Annotated in this window: 23 protein-coding genes; 15 read left to right on the forward strand and 8 right to left on the reverse strand. The window is 44.0% G+C overall.

The features are described from left to right. Positions 1–64: 64 nt before the first annotated feature. Positions 65–667, reverse strand: a complete 603-nt coding sequence (locus D1614_RS20690) for an aminotransferase class IV (RefSeq protein WP_119439899.1) — start codon at positions 665–667, stop codon at positions 65–67. After that, the gene (locus D1614_RS20695) at positions 648–1,619 is read right to left on the reverse strand and encodes an aminodeoxychorismate synthase component I (RefSeq protein ID WP_119439900.1); all 972 of its coding nucleotides are present in this window, start codon (positions 1,617–1,619) and stop codon (positions 648–650) included. Before D1614_RS20695 ends, D1614_RS20690 begins: the two co-directional genes overlap by 20 nt. 407 nt (positions 1,620–2,026) lie before the next feature. Here D1614_RS20695 and D1614_RS20700 point away from each other — a divergent pair, with 407 nt between their 5' ends. The 4 genes from D1614_RS20700 (at position 2,027) to D1614_RS25700 (ending at position 6,303) form a co-directional block, all read left to right on the forward strand. Then, positions 2,027–2,707 (forward strand): YggS family pyridoxal phosphate-dependent enzyme, encoded by a 681-nt coding sequence (locus D1614_RS20700; protein WP_119439901.1) that lies wholly within the window; start codon positions 2,027–2,029, stop codon positions 2,705–2,707. A 66-nt stretch (positions 2,708–2,773) separates the two neighbouring features. Then, positions 2,774–3,763: a dihydroorotate dehydrogenase-like protein gene (locus D1614_RS20705; RefSeq protein WP_119439902.1), complete on the forward strand. Its 990-nt coding sequence runs from the start codon at positions 2,774–2,776 to the stop codon at positions 3,761–3,763. Positions 3,764–3,774: 11 nt separating this feature from the next. Beyond that, on the forward strand, positions 3,775–6,039 hold the full coding sequence (locus D1614_RS20710; RefSeq protein ID WP_119439903.1) for a PKD domain-containing protein: 2,265 nt from the start codon (positions 3,775–3,777) through the stop codon (positions 6,037–6,039). Between the two features lie 108 nt (positions 6,040–6,147). Next, the gene (locus tag D1614_RS25700) at positions 6,148–6,303 is read left to right on the forward strand and encodes a hypothetical protein (RefSeq protein ID WP_155523346.1); all 156 of its coding nucleotides are present in this window, start codon (positions 6,148–6,150) and stop codon (positions 6,301–6,303) included. On the opposite strand, the gene D1614_RS20715 is transcribed toward D1614_RS25700, so the two are convergent. The 3 genes from D1614_RS20715 to D1614_RS20725 are packed head-to-tail and all read right to left on the reverse strand — an operon-like array spanning position 6,300 to position 8,822. After that, positions 6,300–7,280, reverse strand: coding sequence for a PorP/SprF family type IX secretion system membrane protein (locus tag D1614_RS20715; protein ID WP_119439904.1), 981 nt, complete (start codon positions 7,278–7,280; stop codon positions 6,300–6,302). The genes D1614_RS25700 and D1614_RS20715 overlap by 4 nt on opposite strands. Positions 7,281–7,326: 46 nt before the next feature. Next, positions 7,327–8,268, reverse strand: a complete 942-nt coding sequence (locus tag D1614_RS20720; protein WP_119439905.1) for a type IX secretion system membrane protein PorP/SprF — start codon at positions 8,266–8,268, stop codon at positions 7,327–7,329. A 47-nt stretch (positions 8,269–8,315) separates the two neighbouring features. Continuing rightward, positions 8,316–8,822, reverse strand: a complete 507-nt coding sequence (locus D1614_RS20725; protein ID WP_119439906.1) for a HEAT repeat domain-containing protein — start codon at positions 8,820–8,822, stop codon at positions 8,316–8,318. A gap of 73 nt (positions 8,823–8,895) precedes the next feature. Here D1614_RS20725 and D1614_RS20730 point away from each other — a divergent pair, with 73 nt between their 5' ends. Continuing rightward, positions 8,896–10,293: an MATE family efflux transporter gene (locus D1614_RS20730; protein ID WP_241558145.1), complete on the forward strand. Its 1,398-nt coding sequence runs from the start codon at positions 8,896–8,898 to the stop codon at positions 10,291–10,293. After that, positions 10,283–10,711 carry a hypothetical protein gene (locus D1614_RS20735; RefSeq protein ID WP_119439908.1) on the forward strand — a complete coding sequence of 143 codons (429 nt, stop codon included), beginning with the start codon at positions 10,283–10,285 and terminating at the stop codon, positions 10,709–10,711. The genes D1614_RS20730 and D1614_RS20735 overlap by 11 nt, the downstream gene beginning before the upstream one ends. Here the strand turns inward: D1614_RS20735 and uvrA are convergent. Beyond that, the gene (gene uvrA / locus D1614_RS20740; RefSeq protein ID WP_119439909.1) at positions 10,700–13,504 is read right to left on the reverse strand and encodes an excinuclease ABC subunit UvrA; all 2,805 of its coding nucleotides are present in this window, start codon (positions 13,502–13,504) and stop codon (positions 10,700–10,702) included. The two genes, D1614_RS20735 and uvrA, sit on opposite strands and share 12 nt — an antisense overlap. Positions 13,505–13,665: 161 nt before the next feature. Here uvrA and D1614_RS20745 point away from each other — a divergent pair, with 161 nt between their 5' ends. Both D1614_RS20745 and D1614_RS20750 read left to right on the forward strand, forming a co-directional pair. Next, complete coding sequence (locus tag D1614_RS20745; protein WP_119439910.1) at positions 13,666–14,259, forward strand: RNA polymerase sigma factor; 594 nt, start codon at positions 13,666–13,668, stop codon at positions 14,257–14,259. Between the two features lie 53 nt (positions 14,260–14,312). Then, complete coding sequence (locus D1614_RS20750) at positions 14,313–14,540, forward strand: hypothetical protein (protein WP_119439911.1); 228 nt, start codon at positions 14,313–14,315, stop codon at positions 14,538–14,540. A gap of 145 nt (positions 14,541–14,685) precedes the next feature. On the opposite strand, the gene nhaA is transcribed toward D1614_RS20750, so the two are convergent. Then, entirely contained in the window at positions 14,686–15,999 is a 1,314-nt protein-coding gene (gene nhaA / locus D1614_RS20755; protein WP_119439912.1) for a Na+/H+ antiporter NhaA, read from the reverse strand. 148 nt (positions 16,000–16,147) lie between these two features. On the opposite strand from nhaA, the gene D1614_RS20760 reads away from it, so the two are divergent. From D1614_RS20760 to D1614_RS20780, 5 genes are all read left to right on the forward strand, one after another. Further along, positions 16,148–16,993 carry an SPFH domain-containing protein gene (locus D1614_RS20760; RefSeq protein ID WP_119439913.1) on the forward strand — a complete coding sequence of 282 codons (846 nt, stop codon included), beginning with the start codon at positions 16,148–16,150 and terminating at the stop codon, positions 16,991–16,993. A 4-nt stretch (positions 16,994–16,997) separates the two neighbouring features. Then, positions 16,998–17,522, forward strand: a complete 525-nt coding sequence (locus tag D1614_RS20765) for a hypothetical protein (protein WP_119439914.1) — start codon at positions 16,998–17,000, stop codon at positions 17,520–17,522. A gap of 27 nt (positions 17,523–17,549) precedes the next feature. Further along, positions 17,550–18,086: a hypothetical protein gene (locus tag D1614_RS20770; protein WP_119439915.1), complete on the forward strand. Its 537-nt coding sequence runs from the start codon at positions 17,550–17,552 to the stop codon at positions 18,084–18,086. A 1-nt stretch (position 18,087) separates the two neighbouring features. Continuing rightward, a complete protein-coding gene (locus D1614_RS20775) occupies positions 18,088–18,249 on the forward strand; it encodes a type II toxin-antitoxin system antitoxin (RefSeq protein WP_119439916.1) in 162 nt (53 codons plus the stop codon). 178 nt (positions 18,250–18,427) lie between these two features. After that, the gene (locus D1614_RS20780; protein ID WP_119439917.1) at positions 18,428–18,637 is read left to right on the forward strand and encodes a zinc ribbon domain-containing protein; all 210 of its coding nucleotides are present in this window, start codon (positions 18,428–18,430) and stop codon (positions 18,635–18,637) included. A 107-nt stretch (positions 18,638–18,744) separates the two neighbouring features. On the opposite strand, the gene D1614_RS20785 is transcribed toward D1614_RS20780, so the two are convergent. Continuing rightward, positions 18,745–19,923 (reverse strand): glycoside hydrolase family 18 protein, encoded by a 1,179-nt coding sequence (locus D1614_RS20785; protein ID WP_119439918.1) that lies wholly within the window; start codon positions 19,921–19,923, stop codon positions 18,745–18,747. Between the two features lie 177 nt (positions 19,924–20,100). Here D1614_RS20785 and D1614_RS20790 point away from each other — a divergent pair, with 177 nt between their 5' ends. Together D1614_RS20790 and D1614_RS20795 are read left to right on the forward strand one after the other, a co-directional pair. Beyond that, positions 20,101–21,432: an MFS transporter gene (locus D1614_RS20790; protein WP_119439919.1), complete on the forward strand. Its 1,332-nt coding sequence runs from the start codon at positions 20,101–20,103 to the stop codon at positions 21,430–21,432. Between the two features lie 2 nt (positions 21,433–21,434). After that, positions 21,435–22,400 (forward strand): glycoside hydrolase family 130 protein, encoded by a 966-nt coding sequence (locus tag D1614_RS20795; RefSeq protein WP_194086718.1) that lies wholly within the window; start codon positions 21,435–21,437, stop codon positions 22,398–22,400. Positions 22,401–22,428 lie beyond the last annotated feature (28 nt).

Raw genomic sequence — 22,428 nt, forward strand, 5'->3', positions numbered from 1 at the left:
TTTTACATTGTCTGAGAGAAGATCTTCTATTGTTCCTGCTGGTACTGAAATTTTAACAACGGTGCTAGCGCCGAATGTTTTCCACGTCCATCAACGGCATGGTTTCGAGGTCTTGCAGCGCGTTGATCAAGCCTATTTTTGAATATTTCCCCAGGTCGTCGAGTGTAATGCGGCAAACCTTTAGTTTTCCTTCCGAAAGCAGGCGGGCACGTTGAGTACCGGCTAAAAGAGGCGTGTCGGGTGTCCACCATTCGTTGCCGTCAAAAAATACCGGGTTGGCTGTGTAGCTGTCGGTAATGCAGTTGTTTTTTACAATCAGAATATCATCGCAATCACCTCTCTGGCTAAACAGCTCAGTGAGTTTTTCGCGGTCAGCATATTTGTAGGCATAATCGATCGTATCGTTTTTTTCCACTTGCAGACATTGGATCGTCCTGTATTCATGTGGTAAAAACTCGATCTTTTCAATTTGTTCCGAATACAGTACGCGGCATTTAAAAAGGCTGTTTTTGCATTCTTCGGGCACCTGAATCTGGTCTTTGAGTAAAACAGTATCGGTACAGCCCAGGAAGTTTTTCCTGACCAGGTTAAAGCGGCTTTGGTGATAGGGGAGGTTATAAAGTTCTCCGTTTAGAGACTTAATGGTTTCAATCAATAATTGGGACATACACTTTTTTTAAAAGTTCTTCGTATTCTTTTTCTGCGTCGCTCATAAATGTAATTCCGCCTCCGCTTTTGTACACCAGTTGCCCGTTTTCATTCTCGATGTAACGAATAAGCACACAACTGTCGAGATCGTGGCCGTCGAAATAACCGAAAATACCGGTGTAAAAACCCCGTTGGTAGTTCTCTGCTGTCCGGATGATCTCCAAGGTTTTCTTTTTGGGCGCTCCTGAAATCGATCCCGCGGGTAAAAGCGTAAAAAGGATATCGCCGATGTTTTGGGCATAATTCACGGGAAGGTCGCCGGTAATTTTTGAGCTTACCTGCCACAAATCGCGCTGACTGGTTTTGATGCGGTCGAGGTAACGGAATTTTTCCACCGTCACGTTTTCTGCCACCAGGCTGAGGTCGTTGCGAATCAGGTCTACAATGGTGTTGTGCTCGGCCAGTTCTTTCGAATCTTTCAGCAATTCTTCCTGTGCATTCTCGCTATCGGCGTCGATGGTTCCCTTCATCGGGAAAGACGCAATTTTGCCCTGCCTGATCTGCACAAAGGTTTCGGGCGAAAAGCACACAAAACGATTTTTCAGCAGAAGCTTGTAGCGGGCAGAACTCAGGTGGAAAATTTCTTCGAGCGAAAGGTTGCAGTCGATGGAGGTGGGGCGGGTATAGTTGAGTAAATAGGTGTCGCCGTTGTGAATGTGGTATTGCACCCGGTCAAAGCCTTTTTTATAATCCTCAAAAGAGATCGGATGTATTTCCCATTTTTCGATCGAGGAATCCGGCTTTTTGGAAGTGAAGTTAGCTTTCTTGCCCGCCTGCCAGAGCAGTTGAGAATCGTCACCGGGCGGCAAAATAATGGCTTCCTTTTCTTCAAAGTCGATCAGGAAAACAAAGGCTTCGCCCCTGCTTCCCAAAGCATTCATTTGCTGTGCTATTTCCTCCCTGATATCCATCTTGCGGGCGCAAAGATAAAAAAGCTTGCGGGATTTTGTATCAGCATAATAATGAACGGGGAATGTTGGCGTGATGCCGTTTTGCAGTTTATGTATTTCAGGGATTGTTATTGATTGAAACCAAGCAGCACGCAGTTGGCTTCGGAATCCGTCCGTCAAAACGGGATGGATTCCTCGCCATGACAATCGATAGAAAAGTACCACGCAGCGGACAGTACATGATATGTTTGGGGCACTGCACTGCACGTCCGCTGCTGAATAAAAATAAAAACTGAGTCATTGCGATCCGTCAAATGACGGAGAAGCAATCTTTGAAGCCCGAAGCTGGTAGCTCATTTCAAATTCCTTCCGCCATTCCTCGCCGATTCTCTGCAATATTGCTATTTTTACAGCAAATTCCCGAAAGGATGGAGATTGCGAATAATTTACTTGAACTAAAAAAAGGATTACCGCCCGGCGTGCAGCTGGTAGCTGTTTCGAAAACCAAGCCCAACGAGGATATTCTGGAGGCTTACCAAGCCGGACAGCGTGTTTTTGGTGAGAACAAAGTACAGGATTTGGCCCAAAAATACGAGGAACTGCCCAAAGATATTGAGTGGCATTTTATCGGGCACCCTCAAACCAACAAGGTGAAGTACATGGCTCCTTTTGTGAGCCTGATCCATGGCGTGGATTCGCTGAAATTGCTGAAAACGATCGACAAGGAGGCTGCTAAAAACAAGCGGACCATCCGGTGTTTGCTACAGTTTCATATTGCCGAAGAGAGCACCAAGTTTGGCCTCTCGGAAGAGGAAGCCGTTGAAATGCTGGATAAAGGCGAAGTACAGAAGCTTCAAAACATTGAAATTGCCGGAGTAATGGGAATGGCTACCTATACTGATGATGAAAATCAGATCAGAAAAGAGTTTCGTGTGTTGCACAATATTTTTTCTGTTCTGAAAAATAAATATTTTTCGGCAGCCGATTCGTTTCGTGAAATTTCGATGGGCATGTCGGACGATTACCCGCTTGCGATTGAAGAAGGAAGTACCATGATACGGGTGGGGAGTAAAATTTTTGGAGAGAGGAATTATCAAAATAAAAACTAAATTTCGATACTTTTTCGCCCGACGAAAGAAGTTGGGTGTAGAAAATAATCATTTAAATAAAATTCGATGGTAAATCTTGAAACAACATATCTGGGATTGAAATTGAAAAATCCGCTTGTGGCAGCCAGCTCGGGTTTAACGAGTTCAGTAGAAAAAATTAAAGAACTGGCCGAAGCCGGTATTGGCGCGATTGTGCTGAAATCGATTTTCGAGGAGCAGATTAACAACGAAGTAACCAATATGCTGAGCAAAGACCAGCAGAACACTTCGTACCCCGAGGCGGAGGATTACATAAAGAATTACCTGCGCGACAATACGGTTACCAAACACCTGGAGCTGGTGAAGAAAGCCAAAGAAGCAGTGGATGTGCCGATTATTGCCAGCATTAACTGTGTGAGCTCGGCCGAGTGGACCAGTTTTGCCCGGGATTTTGAAGAAGCCGGTGCCGATGCCATCGAACTGAATATTTTTTACCTGCCAACCGATCGCAACGAGAAACCCGGTGTGGTGGAGCAATTGTATCTGGATGTGTTGAAAAAGGTAAAGTCGGAAGTATCCATTCCGGTGTCGGTGAAATTCGGACTGCACCACAGCAACATCATCGGTATGGCCGATAAACTGAAGGCCAACGGCGCTGCGGGTATTGTAATGTTTAACCGTTTTTACGAGCCTGATATTAATCTTGAAACACTGGAACTGACCGCTTCCGAAGTGTTTAGTTCTCCGGCAGATATACGCAGAAGTCTGCGCTGGGTGGGTATTGTTTCGTCAGCGATTAATAATCTAGATATTGCTGCATCTACCGGTATTCACGATGGCGATGGCGTTCTTAAACAACTGCTGGCCGGTGCCAAAGTTGCCCAGCTTTGTTCTTCGTTGTATGTGAATGGAGCGGGTGTTGTTCCGAAAATGCTGGAAGACATGACTGCTTTTATGAAAAAATGGAACTTTAAAACGGTGGCCGATTTCAGGGGAAGACTGTCGTACAAAAACATTCCTGATCCGTTGCTGTACGAGCGTTCGCAGTTTATGAAATATTTCTCGAACAAAAAGTAAGAAATTATACAATGACCTTCTTTAAACCGGCTTTCCTCTTCCAACTTGTCATTTTTATGGGGATGGCCGGTTTAGTTTTGGCCGAAAGTGCAGATAATCCGGTAATTGAGAATCCAAGTACCGAAGTAATGTTGTATTGTGCCGAGCCGGTTGCAGTGGCACCTCTAATCACCATTGAAAACATCCAGGTAGATCAGGACAACGAGGGGATTAAGATTTCCATCTCAAATTACATAAAAGGGGAAGATGTGCTGGAGTTTGATAAAGTAGGATCTTTTAAATATAAATGGGATGGAAACACGGGGTCTCTGGAAATTACGGGTGTGGGAACCGATCAAGCGTATGAAGAGGCCGCAAAAAAAGTTTATTACCGGAATATATCCTCGAATCCGACTGGTGGAACTCGTTCTTTTTCCATTAGTTTACGCGATGCCGATTACCTGCCTTTTACGGCGGATTCCGGTCACTTTTATCAGTACATTCCCAAGTTGGATGTTACCTGGAAACAAGCCCGCGATTTGGCTGCCAATGCCGATTATTATGGATTGAAGGGATATTTGGCCACCATAACGTCGAGAGCTGAAAACGATTTTATCTGGACAAAAATTGATGGAGTGGGGTGGATTGGCGCCAGCGACGAAGCCACCGAAGAAAAGTGGATGTGGGTAACCGGCCCCGAAGCCGGTACGCACTTCTGGCAGGGGACCTACCCCAATGGTTACCGTGTAAACAACATGTTTTCGTTTTGGAATAACGGGGAACCCAATAATGTTGGCAACATTGGAATTGGGGAAGATTATGCACATATTAATGCGAATCCGGGTACGATACCAAAATCATGGAACGATCTGCCCAATGCAGGGGGCGGTCCAAATTCCCAGTATTACAGGGCGCAGGGATATGTGGTGGAATACGGCGGTATGCCCGGCGATCCGAAATTAAAACTTTCTGCCACCAGTTATGTGGATGTGAAAGACAGCAAAGCGCCTGAACTCGACTACAACCAGATGGATACCTTTTTATGCGGCACACTGACGCAGAAATTTAAAATCGCGTTTACCAACGGTCAACCTGCTATAAGCCTGACACCGCTTGATTCACGTGTCTCAGTTGTTGATGGAAATACATATTCACCCACAATTACTGTCTCCGAATTCGGGACTTATCCTTTCCAACTGGATATGATTGCCCAGTCAGGCTGCGAATACATCGATACCATTCATCTGGGGGTGCATAACCAGCCGGAAGCAAAATTTAAACTGGATGAGACTACTTGCGAAGGCTACAACCTGCAATTGGAATTTGAAGGAATAACTGTAAACGAAGCCACTTTTACCTGGTATTACAACGGCGAAGAGTTTGCTTCGGAAACTGATCTGATGGAAGTGGAAATTCCGCTCGGTTTTAAAACAATGGACCGTAGCGTTGGACTAAAGGTAAACGAACAAGGGTGTGTTGATTCATCTGAGAAACCGGTTTCGGTTGTTCCTAAAAATTCGGTAATAGTGGATGATCCGGTAGGTTGTTCGCCTCATTCAACCCAGTTGGCTGCAACTGCTGTTGAGTCAGCTGCTTCTTATTCCTGGGACTTTGGTGATGGAAACAGCTCGCCGGAACAGAAACCCATTTATTCATTTGTTAATCCATCGGATACCGTTCGCACATTTGATGTGAGTCTAACTGTACTGTCGAACACAGGCTGCCGGAATTTCGAAGTGATGGACGATCTTGTTAGTGTTTACCCGGTTCCTGTAGCTGCATTCGACCCTGTTCCTGAAGTGGCGGTGATTACTTCGCCGGGAATCAGTTTTTACAATAACAGCCACGCGGCCACTTCGTCTTTGTGGGATTTTGGAGACAATACTTCTGCTTCGGAAGAAGAAAATCCTGTACACAAATACAATGATATTGGGGATTTTCATGTGCGTTTGGAGGTGGCCAACGATTTTGGTTGCAGTGACACGCTGGTGCGCATTGTCGGTATTGATTTCGACCGCTTTTTCCCCCCCAATGCTTTTTCGCCCAATGCTGCAACGGAAGAAGATCGTGAGTTCAGGATTTACGGAAAAGGGATAATTGAAGATGGTTACAAGCTGATGATCTATAACCGCTGGGGAGAAACGGTCTTTGAATCCAACAGTTCTTCCGTGGGCTGGGATGGCAAGATGAGTAACGGGAATGATGCGCCGGCGGGTGTTTATACCTGGGTGTTTCAATACATCGATGTTAAATCAAAAAAGCACACGCAGCAAGGCAATGTAACCTTGTTGTATTAACCTTTTCTTTTCAAAAATATTAACATTCCACATTCTCTGTAACATTTTATTTCGCTCCTAATTTTCGTAACTTGTAGACTCCATTTGATGAATGAAAAAATGAATAAAATGGAGAGGACCAGAAGAGACTTGGCTGACAAAAAGTATCAGGTATTTAAAGGGTATCGGGTGAAGGTTGTGAAAAAAAGTTGGGAGACGGTTGAACAGCAGTTTGTAGTGCCGTGGGAGATGAAACATGAGGAATGCAAAGCAACCACTCATTAAATCATCGGTACCAGCAACTTGTTTTGTATAACTCTTTTTCTTTTAACATTCATAAAAAATGTCAGTGATATTTCGTGAGAACCGTAGCTGTAGTTCGATAGTTTAGAAAGCGTGTAATCAAAGCTATAGCCGAACTGGAATTTCTCGCGGGCAAGTCCTATTAATGCAATTATGGCATCGGGGCGTTTGTCAAGATTGTTTCTGAACCAGCCGCCAAATACAAATGCTTTTTCAATCATATAAATTCCCAGGTTTAACTGTTTAAAGCTTCCCTGCTGCTGGTAAAGTATGTTGGGCGAAAGCTTGTATTCGCGCGACAAGAGTCCGTGATGGAAATTTTTTGAACGGGCACCTGCGTGTATGGTTATTTTCATAGGCAATCTGCCTTTTTGATCTCCTTCAATAATCGACTCGTTAGGCTGGTTAAGGTGGTGAACACTTGCTCCCCAGAATACTTCGCGGTATTGTCCCACTGTTCCAAAGGCAAAGTCGGGCAATATCTTTCGGTCGTTGGAAATAGTCATGGGAGCACCTCCGGTAATCACTCCTGAAATCTGATCGATGTTGGAGGGGAACACCAGCTGGTTAAGGTCGAACTGTTTTACCATAAGTCCTCCCTGTAAGCCAAGAGTCATAAATGTCTCTTTTCCCAGTTGAACATGATGAGAATAGGCAACATTGGCTGAAGTCGTGTTTACGATGCTGTTGGGTTCGCGGTCGTAATAGAGTTGAAAACCGATTCCTGATTTCAGGTTTTGGGTTAGGCGGTCATACGAAACAGAATAGTTGCTGAATGCAGAGCCGTTTTGAGGCCACTGATTCCGGTAATTGGCAACCGCACGCGGGAGCTCCGAGGTGCCTGCAAAAGCTGGATTTAAATGAAGCGGATTGGCAAAAAACTGCGAATACCCCGGATCTTGAGCGAAGAGTACAACGGGGAAAAAGAGCACTATATACACGAGTCTACCAAGGTTCATCAGATCCCGGTTAAGTTGTTAGGCCGGCCAAAGTACAAAATCATTTCTACTTTCTTTTAACTGCCCACGGATTAATTCGGGAGTAATCAACTTCTGGAATAGTAACGCGCAGGGCAAGTTCCACACAGAAGCCAATTTCATCTGAAATTCCCGGAATTCCGGCTCCGGCACTCAAGTCAATCCGGGTATAATCACTGGCATAGCCAACGGTGCCTCCAAGGGTGTGAACGTTGTTGGTAAAATCGCTTTGAAGAAAAGCCCCCAGCGTATGACGGGTGTGTTGGGTAAATACTCTGAAACGACTCAGAAACAGGTCGGTGTTGTACGATACAATCAGTTCGGGAGTGAGAATAAACGGCTTAGATCGGAGTCCGTTTTTAAAGCCTCGGTTTTTTTTAGACAAGTAGAGAACCAGGCTGACCGGGTTATTTTTTGTGTCAAGCGAGTCGCTGGCCATGTCCATTTTCAGGGGAACACTCATGGTCATTCCGCAGGTGAGCGCTTCGGTATCCCATAAAAAGCCAACGCGCGGTTTGACTATCACGTAGCGCATGAACTCTGGACCCGGGAGGTTGGACGGTGTTTCGGGATCAATCAACATCCGGTCGAGCGTGTGAACCCACGATTGTTTGGTCGCCATTAAAATATAGCCGCCTGCCGAAAGACGGATGGTACCGTTTTTTGTCTTTTTCGGCAACCCTGCATAACTAAAACCAAATTCTGTGGTGCTGATGTTGCGGCTGCCAATCAGTCCCTGCTGGAAATAAAATGCGATTCCGCCTTTCAGCTTGTCGGAATACGTATCGTAAGTGGCATAAAATAGATTGAAGGCTATGGAGTCATTCAGCTGGTAAAAGTGGTTGCCGGTTCGCAGGGAAGTGGTGTTGTCAAACCCCGCAAATCCGGGGTTGGCGATTACCGGGTTCCAAAACGGATTTAACTGGCTTTCGTTTTGCGCATGTGCCAGCAGGTTTGCACACGCAAACATACACAGGACCCCTATTTTTACCGCAACTTTCAAGTATTCACCTCTTTTTAGGAGGACATTCGTAATATCTCTTCCAGAAAATATTGTTTACGTTCATCAGCCGTTCGTAAGGCTCCCGCAATTTTTAAACGGATCGCTTTGAACTCCTCTTCCGGTGGAAAATGTTCCAGGTTTTCTATTACAGTAAAGGCCTCAAAAGCAATCTCCCAGGTTTCGGTGATTACGAGGTCGGCAAAAACTCCTATATAATTGCCAAAGTCGAGCCCGTTTTGCCAGCAGGTGGTGATAATCTCTTTTCTGATGTTTTTGTATTTCTCATTCTGAAGCACTTCTATAAAAACCGGAATGGTTTCCTTGTCTTTCACGGTTCCCAGCAGCTTCAAAATCGCCTCTTTTACTTCTGCTTCCGGAGCCGAAAGCAGAATTTCAAAAAGCATCGGAAGATATTCTTTGTTTCCCTTTTCTTGCAGTGATTCTACGGCTGCCAAAACCGTTTCTGCATTGGCTGAAAACAGTTTGTCTCTTGTTGCTGTATCTATCTTTTGCTGTTTCATTTATCTGATTTTCTTCTGTTGAACGGCTGTAAAAATACGTTAATAAATGAGCCAAAACAAAGCTCGTTCTTAAATGTTTCCATTATTCGGTACCTTTGGGGCATTCATGAAAAATATTGAAGAGTTAAAGGAGGCTAATGTTGGCCGGTTAATGCTGAAGTACTTTATTCCGGCCTTTGTGGGTGTGTTTGTCAATGCACTGTACAATATTGTTGACCGGATTTTTATTGGGCAGGGAGTTGGGGCAGAGGCGCTTTCGGGTGTTTCGGTTATTTTCCCGATTATGCTGGTGATGATGGGATTTGGAATGCTGATCGGGATCGGAACCGGTGTTTATGTTTCCATTAACATGGGGAAAAAACAAATGGACCGCGCCGAGCAGACGCTGGGAACGGGCTTCGTGCTGATGGTAATCGTATCGCTTTTGATTACGGTTGTAACCTACATTTTTAAAGTTCCCATCCTAAAATCTTTTGGATCAACGGAAGAAACCTTCCAGTATGCCAATGATTACCTGGACATTGTTCTGGCCGGAACCCTTTTTATGATCGTGGGCTTTTCGCTGAATAACGTAATCCGTTCGGAAGGGAATGCCCGGATTGCCATGATTTCGATGTTGTTGAGTTCCGTCACCAACCTGATTCTGGACCCGATTTTTATTTTTTGGCTCGATATGGGAGTAAAAGGAGCTGCTTACGCAACCGTTATTTCCATGTTTGTGCTAATGGTCTGGGTGCTTTTCCATTTCTTGTGGAGCAAGCGGGCGGTTCTTCGCTTAAGATTGAAGAATATAAGAATCGACTGGTATATTCTGCTGGAAATTGTGGCAATTGGAATGGCACCCTTTTCGATGCAAATAAGCAGCAGTTTTGTACAGGGATTACTCAATAAACAACTGATCGGCTTTGGCGGTGATTTGGCTGTTGGTGCGATGGGAATCATCAATTCGGTGGTTTCTCTGGTGGTAATGGCTATTGTGGCGCTGAATATGGCTTCGCAGCCCATTATCGGGTTTAGTTACGGGGCTAAATCGGTGGAACGGATCAGACATGCCTTGCGTATTTCGTTGGTGGCAGCTACGCTAATTTCAGTTGGTGCATTTGTGTTTATCGAATTTTTCCCCGGAATCATCATTAAGGTGTTTAACAGCGACAGTCAGCAGCTGTACGAAATTGCATCGCGCGGACTGCGGATTTTTGTGCTGGCTTTCCCCTTTGTTGGTTTCCAGGTGGTGGCTTCCAACTTTTTTCAGGCGATCGGAAAAGCCGGCTTGTCGATGTTTGCAACGCTGTTTAGGCAAGTGATTGCGCTGATTCCTTTGTTGCTTGTTTTGCCCGGTATTTTTCAGATTGATGGCATTTGGATGAGCTTCCCCATTTCCGATTTTTTGTCGGCAATAGTGGTTGCTTTTATGTTGACCCGCGAATGGAAACGTTTACCTTTAATTGTTGGTGAAAGTAATGCGAAGTAAAGTTATAAAAGTAATTGCCCTGCTTAATTGGGTTTTGCTGATGGTGTATTTTTATCGGATTAACCCTGACATACTTACGTATGAATTGATCGGGCAAATTCATTTCCCATTTGGGACACTAATCTCGTGGAGTATGCTTGTGGCTTATGCGTATCTCACCCGCAGCTTTGTGGCAGGAGAACCCTCTGGAAATATCCGTCGGACTGCAAGGAAAATACTGAGTGCCAATTTAATTCTTGCAATTGCCTGGGGGATTATTTCCTTTTTGCTTTCAGGTAATTGGTCCTTTTCTTTTCAAAATGCGCCGCTAAACTTTACTTTGTGGACAGCTATTACCGGCACAATTCTGATTTTCCCCCTTTTTGTTTTGCTTGTGGCAGGAATTTACTCTTTAGCGGGTAGTATTCTACGACGTTAATTTTTCTTTCAAAGCCTGTCCGGTATATGAATCTTCCATCCCGATCAAATCTTCAGGCAGTCCTTCAAATACGAGTTTCCCTCCTTTGTCTCCACCTTCCGGTCCCAAATCGATGATCCAGTCGGCGCATTTAATCACCTCCATGTTGTGTTCGATAACAATAATCGAATGTCCGCGCGCGATCAAGGCATTAAAAGAATCAAGCAGTTTCCGGATGTCGTGGAAGTGCAGACCGGTAGTGGGCTCGTCAAAAACAAAAAGGGTAGGAGCATCTTTTTCGCGCGCCAGGAACGAGGCCAGTTTCACGCGTTGGCTTTCTCCCCCGGAAAGAGTACTCGACGACTGCCCGAGTTTTATGTAGCCCAATCCAACATCCTGCAAAGGTTGCAGGCGTTTCACAATTTTCTTTTCGGTTGAGCTTTTTCCTTTTGCAAACAGTTCGATCGCCTGATTAACGGTGAGATTCAGAATGTCGTCAATGTTGTGATCATGATAACGAACATCCAAAACATCTTCTTTGAAACGTTTTCCGCCGCAGCTTTCACAAACCAGGAAAACATCGGCCAAAAACTGCATTTCCACTTTAATGGTTCCTTCTCCCTGGCATTCGTCGCAACGGCCGCCATCCACGTTAAACGAAAAATGAGAGGCTTTTAATCCCTGTATTTTTGCGGCCTGTTGTTCCGAAAACAGCTTTCGGATCTCGTCGTAGGCTTTCAGGTAAGTAACCGGGTTGGAGCGGGATGATTTTCCGATCGGGTTTTGATCGATAAATTCGATGGCATCCAGCATTTTGTAATCGCCCAGAACCGCATCGTGATGGCCGGTTCGTTCGCCATAGCCACCGAGTATTTTGGTAAGGGCAGGTGTCAGAATTTTGGTGACCAGTGACGATTTTCCCGAACCGCTAACTCCGGTTACTACCGTCATTGTATTCAGCGGAAATCTTACCCGGATGTTTTTCAGGTTATTTTCACGTGCACCTACCACTTCAATAAAGTTGGTCCATTTACGACGGCGCTCAGGAACCGGGATCTTTTCAACGCCGGTCAGGTATTTGGTGGTCAGACTTTCCGGTTTTTTTGCCAGCTCCTCGTGGTTCCCCTGGAAAACCACTTCGCCACCGTGTTGGCCGGCCAGCGGGCCAATATCGATCACTTCATCAGCTGCCCGGATGATCTCTTCGTCGTGTTCCACCACAAAAACGGTATTCCCGATCATTTGCAAACGTCGCAATACTTTTATCAGTTTCTCGGTATCTCTGGAATGAAGACCGATGCTGGGTTCATCTAAAATATAAAGTGAGCCTACTAGGCTGCTTCCCAGCGATGTGGCCAGGTTAATACGTTGCGATTCTCCTCCCGAAAGAGTGGAAGACAGACGGTTGAGGGTAAGGTAGCCCAGGCCAACGTCGCAAAGAAATACCAGCCGGTTGTTGATTTCGATGAGGATTCTTTTGGCAATTTCAACATCGTGAGGTGTTAGCTCTAATTGAAGGAAAAACTCCCGCAATTCGGTAACAGGCATCAAAACCAGCTCCTGAAGCGATTTTCCGGCGATTTTTACATAACCGGCTTCGCGTTTCAAGCGGCTGCCTTTGCATTCGGGGCAAACTGTCTTTCCGCGGTAGCGCGACAACATTACGCGGTATTGTATTTTGTAGCTGTTTTCTTCCAGAAATTTAAAGAAGGCATTTAATCCCTGGAAATACTGGTTGCCGGTCCAGATCAGGAATTTTTGCTCTTCGGTGAGCTCGTAAAAGGGTTTGTGGATCGGGAATCCGAATTTTTCGGCCGAGTAGATCAGTTCGTTTTTCCATTCGCTCATTTTTTCCCCTTTCCAGCAGGCAACGGCGTCTTGGTAAATCGAAAGCGACTTGTTGGGAATAACCAGGTCTTCATCGATCCCGATTACTTTCCCGTAGCCTTCGCAGGTGGGGCAGGCACCAACCGGGTTGTTAAAGCTGAACATGTGAACGCTTGGCTCTTCGAACTCCATACCGTCGGCTTCAAAACGATTGGAAAATTGTGCGCTTTCCACTTCGCCGGATAAAAAGGCTTTTACGGTGCATTCGCCACGTCCTTCAAAAAAAGCGGTTTGAACCGAGTCGGCCATCCGGCTTTGGGTATCTTCGTCGCGCTGTACCGACAGCCGATCGATAACCAGGTTGCAGCTTCCTTTGCAGAAATCATTGTTTTTGGCCAAAATCAGCTCGTCGATCTTTATTATTTCATCGTTGGTCTCGAGGCGCGAAAATCCCTGTTGCATCAAAAGTTCGGCTTCCTCCAAAATGCTTCTTCCGTTTTTGGGAATCAGCGGCGATGCAATAATGATGCGGGTGCCTTCTTCAAACGAATTGATAAAGTCCACTACATCGGTTACGCTGTGCCTGCTTACTGTTTGTCCGGATACAGGGGAGTAGGTTTTTCCAATGCGCGCAAACAAAAGTTTCAGGTAGTCGTAAATCTCGGTGGAGGTACCGACTGTGGATCGCGGATTTCTTGTATTTACCTTTTGTTCAATTGCAATGGCCGGCGGAATCCCGTTGATGAAGTCAACTTCAGGTTTGTTAATCCTTCCGAGGAACTGACGCGCATAGGAAGAAAGACTCTCCACATACCGGCGCTGTCCTTCAGCAAAAAGCGTGTCAAAAGCCAGCGACGACTTGCCTGATCCGGATACTCCTGTGACAACAATGAACTTATTCCGGGGAATCTTTAAACTGATGTTCTTTAGGTTGTGGACCCTGGCATTTTGAATTTCTATGTATTTTGAGCTTTTACTATTGGACATAATTTTGATGATAAATGCAATAATCCGTTAAAAAAACTTGTATTTTTCGTTGAAATGTTCCATTTTTGGATCACACAAAATTACAATAATAGTTGTACCACACTTAAAAATTGACGCCTATAGAAAAATTTTACTTTTTGTTTACACTTAAATAGAAGGTAATGCTCAAACTTAACTCACTGAACGACAATGAGCTCGTTCGAAGGTTTGTGGACGGCGATCAAGAATCTCTGGAAACATTAATTTTAAGACACAAGAACAGGGTGTTCTCGTATATTCTGTTGGTTGTTAAAAATCAGGAACTGGCTGAAGATATTTTTCAGGAAACGTTCATAAAAGTGATACGTTCGCTGAAAAAGGGAAAATACATCGAGAACGGAAAATTTATTTCCTGGGTGTTGCGCATCTCGCACAACCTGATCATCGATCATTTCAGAAAGGTAAAGCTAAAAGGAACCGTCTCAAACGACAGTTCGGAGGTGGATATTTTTAACTCTCAGAAATATTCGGAACAGACCATTGAGGACGAAATGGTAAATACCCAAATATTAAGCGAGGTTAAGGATTTGATCCGCGAATTGCCTGAAGATCAGCAGCAAGTGATTTATATGCGGCATTATATGGGGCTGAGCTTTAAGGAGATAGCGGAACAAACAGATGTAAGTATCAATACGGCTTTGGGACGGATGCGCTATGCGCTGATTAATCTTCGGAAACTGATAGATAAGAAGAAATTGTCGTTAACAATGATTTAACTTCCGTTAACACAATAATAACAAACAGGGGGCGTTTTGTAGGTAAATAAAAAATGAAAGTGCCTATGCAAAAGTTCTCTACCTTGATTTATTGTATCAGCCATATTCATAGTAATGTCGATTTTATCGGTAACTCAGAAACTGAGAATGAGGTTGATCTTTTAGAAACTGAAGAAATGGGACCATCAGAAAAGTCCATCCGGAACATTCTGGATTTTGCCCGCTCTTACGATGTTTTAGAGACAGAATCGGCGGGATATGTAGAAATGATTTTAAATTAATTGCAAGGCACCAATCGGTGCCTTTTTTATTTCCTGTTGGTTGCTTCGAACCGTATTTCAGCAGCTATTCAGAGCCAATTGGAGCAAAAAAAAGTAGTGCATCTTGAGTTAGACGCACTACTTTTTTTGTTTTCAAATGTACCTTTTATTCTTCCTTTTTAGCTGTTAAGCGTATGGTAACGTATCCAAGTATTCCGGCAATGGTTGAACCGATGAGGATTCCCATTTTGGCCGAATCGATAAGGACCGTGTCGCTGTACGCAAGGCTGTTGATAAACAACGACATGGTAAAGCCAAGTCCTCCCAAAAAGGATACACCTGCCAGCTGTTTGAATCCTACATTCTGAGGAAGTTCAGCAATGTTCAATTTTATGGACAGCCAGGAGAACGTAAAGATTCCGATAAAGTTTCCGATGATCATGCTGATGGCAAGGTTGACGGACAAAGCCACATTTGAGTCGCCGGAGAAGCTGAAGATAACCCCGGCATTTGCCAGTGCAAAAAGCGGCATAATCAGGTACGAAACCCAGCCGTGCAAGTGGTGCTCCAGGTTTTGAAGCGGCGACGAAGTTGTTTCGGTCAGCTCCTGCAGGTCATCGATAATATGAAGTTGTTTCTTACTTAGTACCGCTGTTTCTTCTTTTTCATCACACTCTTCGATAAATGCATCGAGGTGCTCCTTGCTTTTGCGATAGAACGAAAGGGTATTGGTTTTCCTTTGCAAAGGAATGGTAAGTGCCATAAGCACACCAGCAATGGTTGCATGGATTCCTGATTTAAGGAACAATATCCAAACAATCATACCGGCGATGAAGAAAAGGTATTTTGAGTAGTAATTGAATCTCGTCAGAAGACCGAGGATAACGATAATGCCCAGCCCAACGAAAATGTTGGTCCAAATCAGGTTGGTGCTGTAAAAGAAGGCGATTACCAGAACTGCTCCCAGGTCGTCGATAATGGCAAAAGCCATCAGGAAAACCTTTATTCCCGGAGGGACTCTTTTTCCCAGTAAAGTCAGGATTCCCAGAGAGAAGGCGATGTCGGCAGCCATGGGAATACCCCAGCCTTCGCCACCTGCATTTCCTTTATTTAAAATGGTAAAAAGCGCTGCGGGGATTATCATCCCGCCAACCGCAGCAAATAGCGGAAGCGATGCTTTTTTTATGTGGCTCAGCTCTCCAGTAAGAACTTCGCGCTTAATTTCCAGCCCGATCAGGAAAAAGAAAATGGCCATTAAACCATCGTTAATCCATTTGTAAATGGGTTTTGATAGCTCAAAGCCGGGCAAGCTAAAAGTTATGTACTCTTTCCAAAAACCAAGAAAATCTTGGCTTAATGGACTGTTAGCGAGAACTAAGGCTGCTATTGTGGTGCCAAACAGAATGATACTGCTGGATGTTTCGAGCTTAATAAATTGATTGATTGGCTCTTTAATAAACTTGATGGATGATTTATTCATATATAGAATTCAGATGTTGAATTGTGTGATAATAACCCTGCTTTTCAAATGTCAAAAATAAAAATTACCGGACAAATATTGTCATGCTGATAAAATATCTTAACTTCGTGATATTAAAATAATATCAAATTACTAAAGTATTAATGTCATGGAAAAGCAATATTCTGGTTTGTCGGGTTATCTGGTTCTGTTATTGGAACTGGTTATTTTAGTACTCATCGTTGCAGGGTTTCTGGTGGAAATGATTGTTCCTGCAGTAGTATTAATTCCGATTTTTATTCTCGGAGCCATCGGATTTACGGTTGTAGATCCGAATCAGAGCTGTGTGTTGGTTTTATTTGGTGCCTATAAAGGAACCATTAAAACGAACGGGTTTTACTGGGTTAATCCGTTTTTTTCGAAGAAGAAAATCTCGCTGCGTGCACGGAATTTTGACAGTGAGACCATTAAAGTGAATGACAAGCTGGGGAACCCGATCATGATTGGTTTGGTGCTGGTTTGGAAAGTGGAAGACACCTACAAAGCTGCTTTCGGCGTGGATGAATACGAGCATTTTGTGCTGGTACAGAGCGAGGCCGCACTTCGAAAACTGGCTGGTCTTTATCCGTACGATAATATAGAGGACGAAACCGCCAAGGTTACTTTGCGCGACGGAACCGAGGAAGTGAACAACGAGCTGGAGCGGGAAATTGTAGAAAGGCTCGATATTGCCGGTATTCATGTTATTGAAGCGCGGATAAACCACATTGCCTACGCCCAGGAAATTGCCCAGGCAATGTTGAAACGCCAGCAGGCAACGGCGATTGTTGCGGCACGTTACAAAATTGTGGAAGGCGCGGTTAGCATGGTTGAAATGGCGCTTGACGAACTTAGCCAAAAGAAAATTGTGGACCTGGATGAAGAGAAAAAAGCAACCATGGTCAGTAACCTGATGGTGGTGCTTTGCGGAGATAAAGATGCCACACCCATCGTAAATACCGGAACATTATATTAATGTTATGGATAAAGTTCTTTTTCGGGAAGAACAGAAATTCTCTCAGCGATGGTTATGGATGCTGCTTATACCGGTTACGCTGATATCAACTCTTCCTTTTATTTATTGCATTTTTTTACAAGTGGTTGTTGGAAAACATTGCGGAAATCATTCAGGAAGTATTTCTGACTTGGTTGTTGTGCTTTCTTTGGTTATGGTTTTAATGTCAGGTATCATCTGGCTTGTTGCAAAAATGAAACTTATTGTTGAGATAAGTGAAGAGTGCATTAGATACCGCTATCCTCCGATTATCAGAAAATGGAAGCTTGTCGGTAAAAGTGAAATCGAAAGTTTTAAGGTTCGAAAATACAATCCGATCACAGAATACGGAGGATGGGGGATAAAAGGAAGCCGGCGGAATAAGGCATTGAATGCAACCGGAAATATTGGTTTGCAACTTTATCTTACGGATGGTCGGAAAATTTTATTTGGAACACAAAAAAAGCAGGCAATTGAATCCGCCATAAAGAAGATGATGCAGGCGCAATAAGGGATTAATTCAGAATAAACGATAAGAATGGAAAAACCACTATTTCTGGAAGAACAACAGGTAGGCCAACGAAGGATGCTGAAAACCATATTGATTACAACTCTGTTCGGAACGGGAATACTGGGTTTTTGGTTTATCCGTCTCGGCTACAGCAGGAAAAGAGTTACGGGGGAAGTTTTTTCGGATCCGGCTTTTATGGTAGTTGTTTTACTGTTTTTAGCTATACTGACTATGGTCATTGTCATTAATTCAGTTTCGCGTTTGCAGACTAAAATCGACAAAGACGGCATATATGTCAGGTATTTCCCCTATAAAAAGAGATGGGAAAAAATTAGTGTGTCCGGCATTCATTCTTACCGTTTAAGAAAGTACAGACCGTACCGGGAATACGGCGGATATGGGATCAAGGATCGCAGGCGAAAAGGAAAGGCATACATTATTTCGGGGAGAACCGGACTTCAGTTACACCTGAAAAATGGGAAAAAAATACTTATAGGCACACAGAAAAAGCAAGCCATTATATACGCGATGGATAAAGTGATGAAAGGGAAAAAAACAGCTTGAAATGTCAAAGAAGAAAACATTTGTGTTACGCATCAGCCCGGATCTGATGGAAGCAGTGGAAAAATGGGCGGCTGATGATTTTCGGAGTATTAACGGGCAGTTGGAATGGATTGTTTACAATGCATTAAAAGACGCCAAACGCTTAAAAAAGAACAGCGAATAAGCAAAAACAGATAGGTGTAAGAGCGATCGGGAAAAACTTTGCTTTTCGGCAAGCAGTAAAATAAAGACGCGGTGAGTTTTCATTATTCTTTCGATGGTTGTGTCGCTGATTTCATTAGTAATTTCTTTTTAAAAGTGATACTGATAAGGAGGAAACAGAAAAATCAAAAATAAACGTCATGAAAAAAGCTTTTAGTTGTCCGAAATGCAGTGGCTGGGATTATGAAGTAGATGAAATTCGCACTACCGGCGCTGGTTTTACCAAGTTTTTTAATATTCAAAACCGGCGGTTTACGGCTGTATCCTGCAAACGATGTGGCTATACCGAATTTTACAAAGGTGGTCGTTCGAGTGGTGCCAGCAATGTACTCGATTTCCTGACCAATTAGTTTTGTCGGTTTTAGTTTCTGTGAGAAGCAGATGGAGAACAATAAAAAAAGGATCCAATCTTTTTAACGAGATTGGATCCTTTTTTGCATTTATGAGAGTGTTACAACTACTTTTCTAAATTGGAAAGTACGGCGTTTAGCAGTTGCTGCTCGTGGTCGGCACTGTATTCCCAAAACATCACACCGGCCAGCCCGCGTTTTTTCAGATAATCAACTTTCAGCGCAATCGACTGCTCGTCTTCGTACGAGATAAAAGTCTTTTCTTCCGCATTCCAGAGGTAAGGTGCTTTGGCTGTATCGTCCCAGTAGCGGGTATAGCCGTTTGCATCTATGTTTTGGTAAAAATTAACGTAGTCAATTCCCATACCAACGGTTTCTGCCTTGTTAAACAGGATTTTGTCACTATTTGCTTTCACACCTTTCCAGATGCGGCCATAAAAAGGAATGCCCAGGTTGATTTTTTCAACCGGGAAACCTGCTTTGGTATGCATGTCCACCGCATTCACCACGCTGTTCATGTCCAGCTCCGGTTGGGCCGAAGGATAAAGGTTGCTGTGGTGCCCGTTAACGGTATGCAATCCATTGTAAAAATCGTAATTCATAATATTCAGAAAATCGAGGTATTCGCCCAATTTTCCCAGTTCGGTGTTGTCTACATAAGCCTGATCGGCTCCCGTTGCAATACTAAGCAGATAATGTTTGCCCTTGCCTTCTTCGCTGGCCATTTTGTCCAGTTCTTCCCGAACAACCTTCAGCATTAGCGTGAAGTTCTGAACGTCTTCCGGACGGTGGATATTTCCGGCTCCGGTTTGGTTGGGGTATTCCCAGTCGAGATCGATGCCATCGAGTTGATAATCTTTTACAAACTTTGCACAACTTTGGGCAAAGCGGGCACGCGATGCTTCGCTTAGTGCCGCATCAGAAAAACCACCCGACCATGACCAGCCTCCGATAGAAACCAAAACTTTCAGTTCGGGATTTTTTGATTTCAGCGAGTTTAGCTTTACAATGTCAGCGGGAGTCAGGTTTTTCCCGTCAATTTTTGTGGTGTCAAAAATGGCTTCTCCATCGCGAATGTTTCCAAAGGCATAATTGATGTGCGTAATTCCCGATACATCAATGGTCGAGAAATCAAAGTTGCGGTAGCCTGCCACGTACGCTACCACCATGTAATCTTTGGAGGTGTTGGCTGCCTGGGCTTCTGTTTTGGGTTTCGGTGCCGGATTACAGCCTGAAAAGATTTGCAAAACGGCAAGGGTTAAAATCAAAAGAAAGGATTGTTTCATGATGTACAGCTTAAATTATGCGGGTAAAAATATTGCTTTTCCTCATTGAATTTAAAAACTTTTTAAAGAAATTTAAAATCTTTCGTTGGATCTCTAAAAATAACTAAATTATAATGTAATTTCGAATCCTCGTTATTTAAGAAGAATCAATCAACCGGATGAATTAAAATCAATTACATGCTGAAAGAAAGAAAGAAACAGGTAAAGCCGGCATTTTGGGTCCCAACTGCTTATTTTGCGATGGGCCTTCCTTTTATTGCCATTAATCTGGTCTCCGTATTTATGTTCAAGGATCTGGGAGTCTCGGATACACAAATTGCATTTTGGACCTCTCTTATTATGATGCCCTGGACACTGAAGTTCTTGTGGAGCCCTTTTCTTGAAATGTACCGGACCAAAAAGTTCTTTGTAGTAATAACGCAGTTAACAAGCGGCGTTTTATTTGGAATCGTAGCTTTTTCCCTGTTTTTCGACTACTTTTTTGCGATCAGCATTTCTACCATGGCGGTGATTGCCTTTAGTGGAGCCACCCACGACATTGCCTGCGACGGCGTTTACATGGCCGAACTCGATAAAGAAACACAGGCAAAATACATAGGAGTGCAAGGCGCTTTTTACAATGTGGCCAAACTGGTAGCCAACGGAGGTTTGGTGGCATTGGCCGGGGCATTGGCCGAGCATTTTGGAGCCATCGAGGGAGCTTCTTTAAGTGTGAACAAGGAAGCTTATTTGTCGGCCTGGATGATTATTTTCGGCGTTATTGGTGCAGTAATGGTTTTGATAGGAATGTATCACATACGGGTTTTGCCGTCCACGCAGGTTCCGTCAACCGCAAAAAAAACATCGCGTGAAGTGAGGCGGGAACTTGTTGCTGTAATTGCCAATTTCTTTACCAAAAAACACATTCTCTACTATATCGGCTTTATTATTTTGTACCGCTTGGGCGAAGGCTTTATCATGAAGATTGCACCTTTGTTTTTACGGGCCTCAAGAGACGTGGGCGGACTTGGACTGACGCTAACCGAGATTGGGACGCTGAATGGTGTTTTTGGTTCTGGTGCCTTTGTGCTTGGTTCTTTACTGGCTGGCATTTATGTTTCCCGGTTCGGGCTGAAGAGAACTCTTTTTACCCTGTGTTGTGTGTTTAACCTTCCTTTTATGGCTTACACATTTCTGGCAGTTACACAGCCCACTAATCTTTATTTAATCGGAAGTTGCATCACCCTGGAATATTTTGGCTATGGATTTGGTTTTGTGGGCTTAATATTGTTTATGATGCAACAGATTGCTCCCGGAAAACACCAGATGTCGCATTATGCCTTTGCTTCCGGGATTATGAACCTGGGAGTAATGCTTCCGGGAATGGCAAGTGGTTATTTTAGTGATTTACTTGGATACCGCGACTTCTTTATCTATGTGCTCATTGCCACAATCCCGGCATTCCTGATAACTTATTTTATCCCCTTCACGTATGACGATTCAAAAAAGAAACAACATAAAAATCAATGATTATGAGTAAGATTCAAATTCCTTTTGAAGAGCGCCCGCAGGGGTGTCCCGATGTAATGTGGCGCTACTCACAAAATCCGGTGATCGGTCGTTACCACATTCCTACTTCGAACAGTATTTTTAACAGTGCGGTAGTTCCGTTTGAAGATGGTTTTGCCGGTGTTTTCCGTTGCGACAACAAAGCGGTTCAGATGAATATTTTTGCCGGGTTTAGCAAAGACGGTATTAACTGGGAGATCAATCACGAGCCCATCGAAATGATAGCAGGAAATACTGAAATGATTGAATCGGCTTATAAATACGATCCGCGCGTAACCTGGATCGAGGACCGCTACTGGGTTACCTGGTGCAACGGCTATCACGGCCCAACCATCGGGATTGCCTATACTTTCGATTTTAAGACTTTTCATCAGTGCGAAAATGCTTTTCTTCCTTTTAACCGGAACGGAGTGCTTTTCCCTGAAAAGATCAATGGAAAATATGCCATGCTAAGCCGCCCCAGCGACAACGGACACACGCCGTTTGGCGACATCTGGATCAGTTACAGCCCGGATATGAAATACTGGGGCGAACACCGCTGTGTTATGAAAGTTACTCCTTTTGAACTAAGTGCCTGGCAGTGTACCAAAATCGGAGCCGGTTCGGTGCCGATCAAAACAAAAGACGGCTGGCTGGAATTTTATCACGGTGTAATCAATACCTGCAATGGTTTCCGCTATTCGATGGGTGCTGCTCTGCTCGATTTGGAAGATCCTTCGAAAGTGCTGTACCGCACACAACCGTATTTGCTGGCTCCTGCAGAATCGTACGAACTGGCCGGTGATGTGCCGAATGTAGTTTTCCCGTGTGCTGCCCTTAGCGACGGAGAAAAAGTAGCTGTTTATTACGGTGCCGCCGACACGGTGGTAGGAATGGCCTTTGGTTACCAACAGGAAATCATCGACTTTATTAAAGCCAATTCAATCTGATTTTTGGCTTGAACACTATATGAAATTC

The sequence above is a fragment of the Maribellus luteus genome (assembly GCF_003576475.1).
Lineage (GTDB): Bacteria > Bacteroidota > Bacteroidia > Bacteroidales > Prolixibacteraceae > Draconibacterium > Draconibacterium luteum.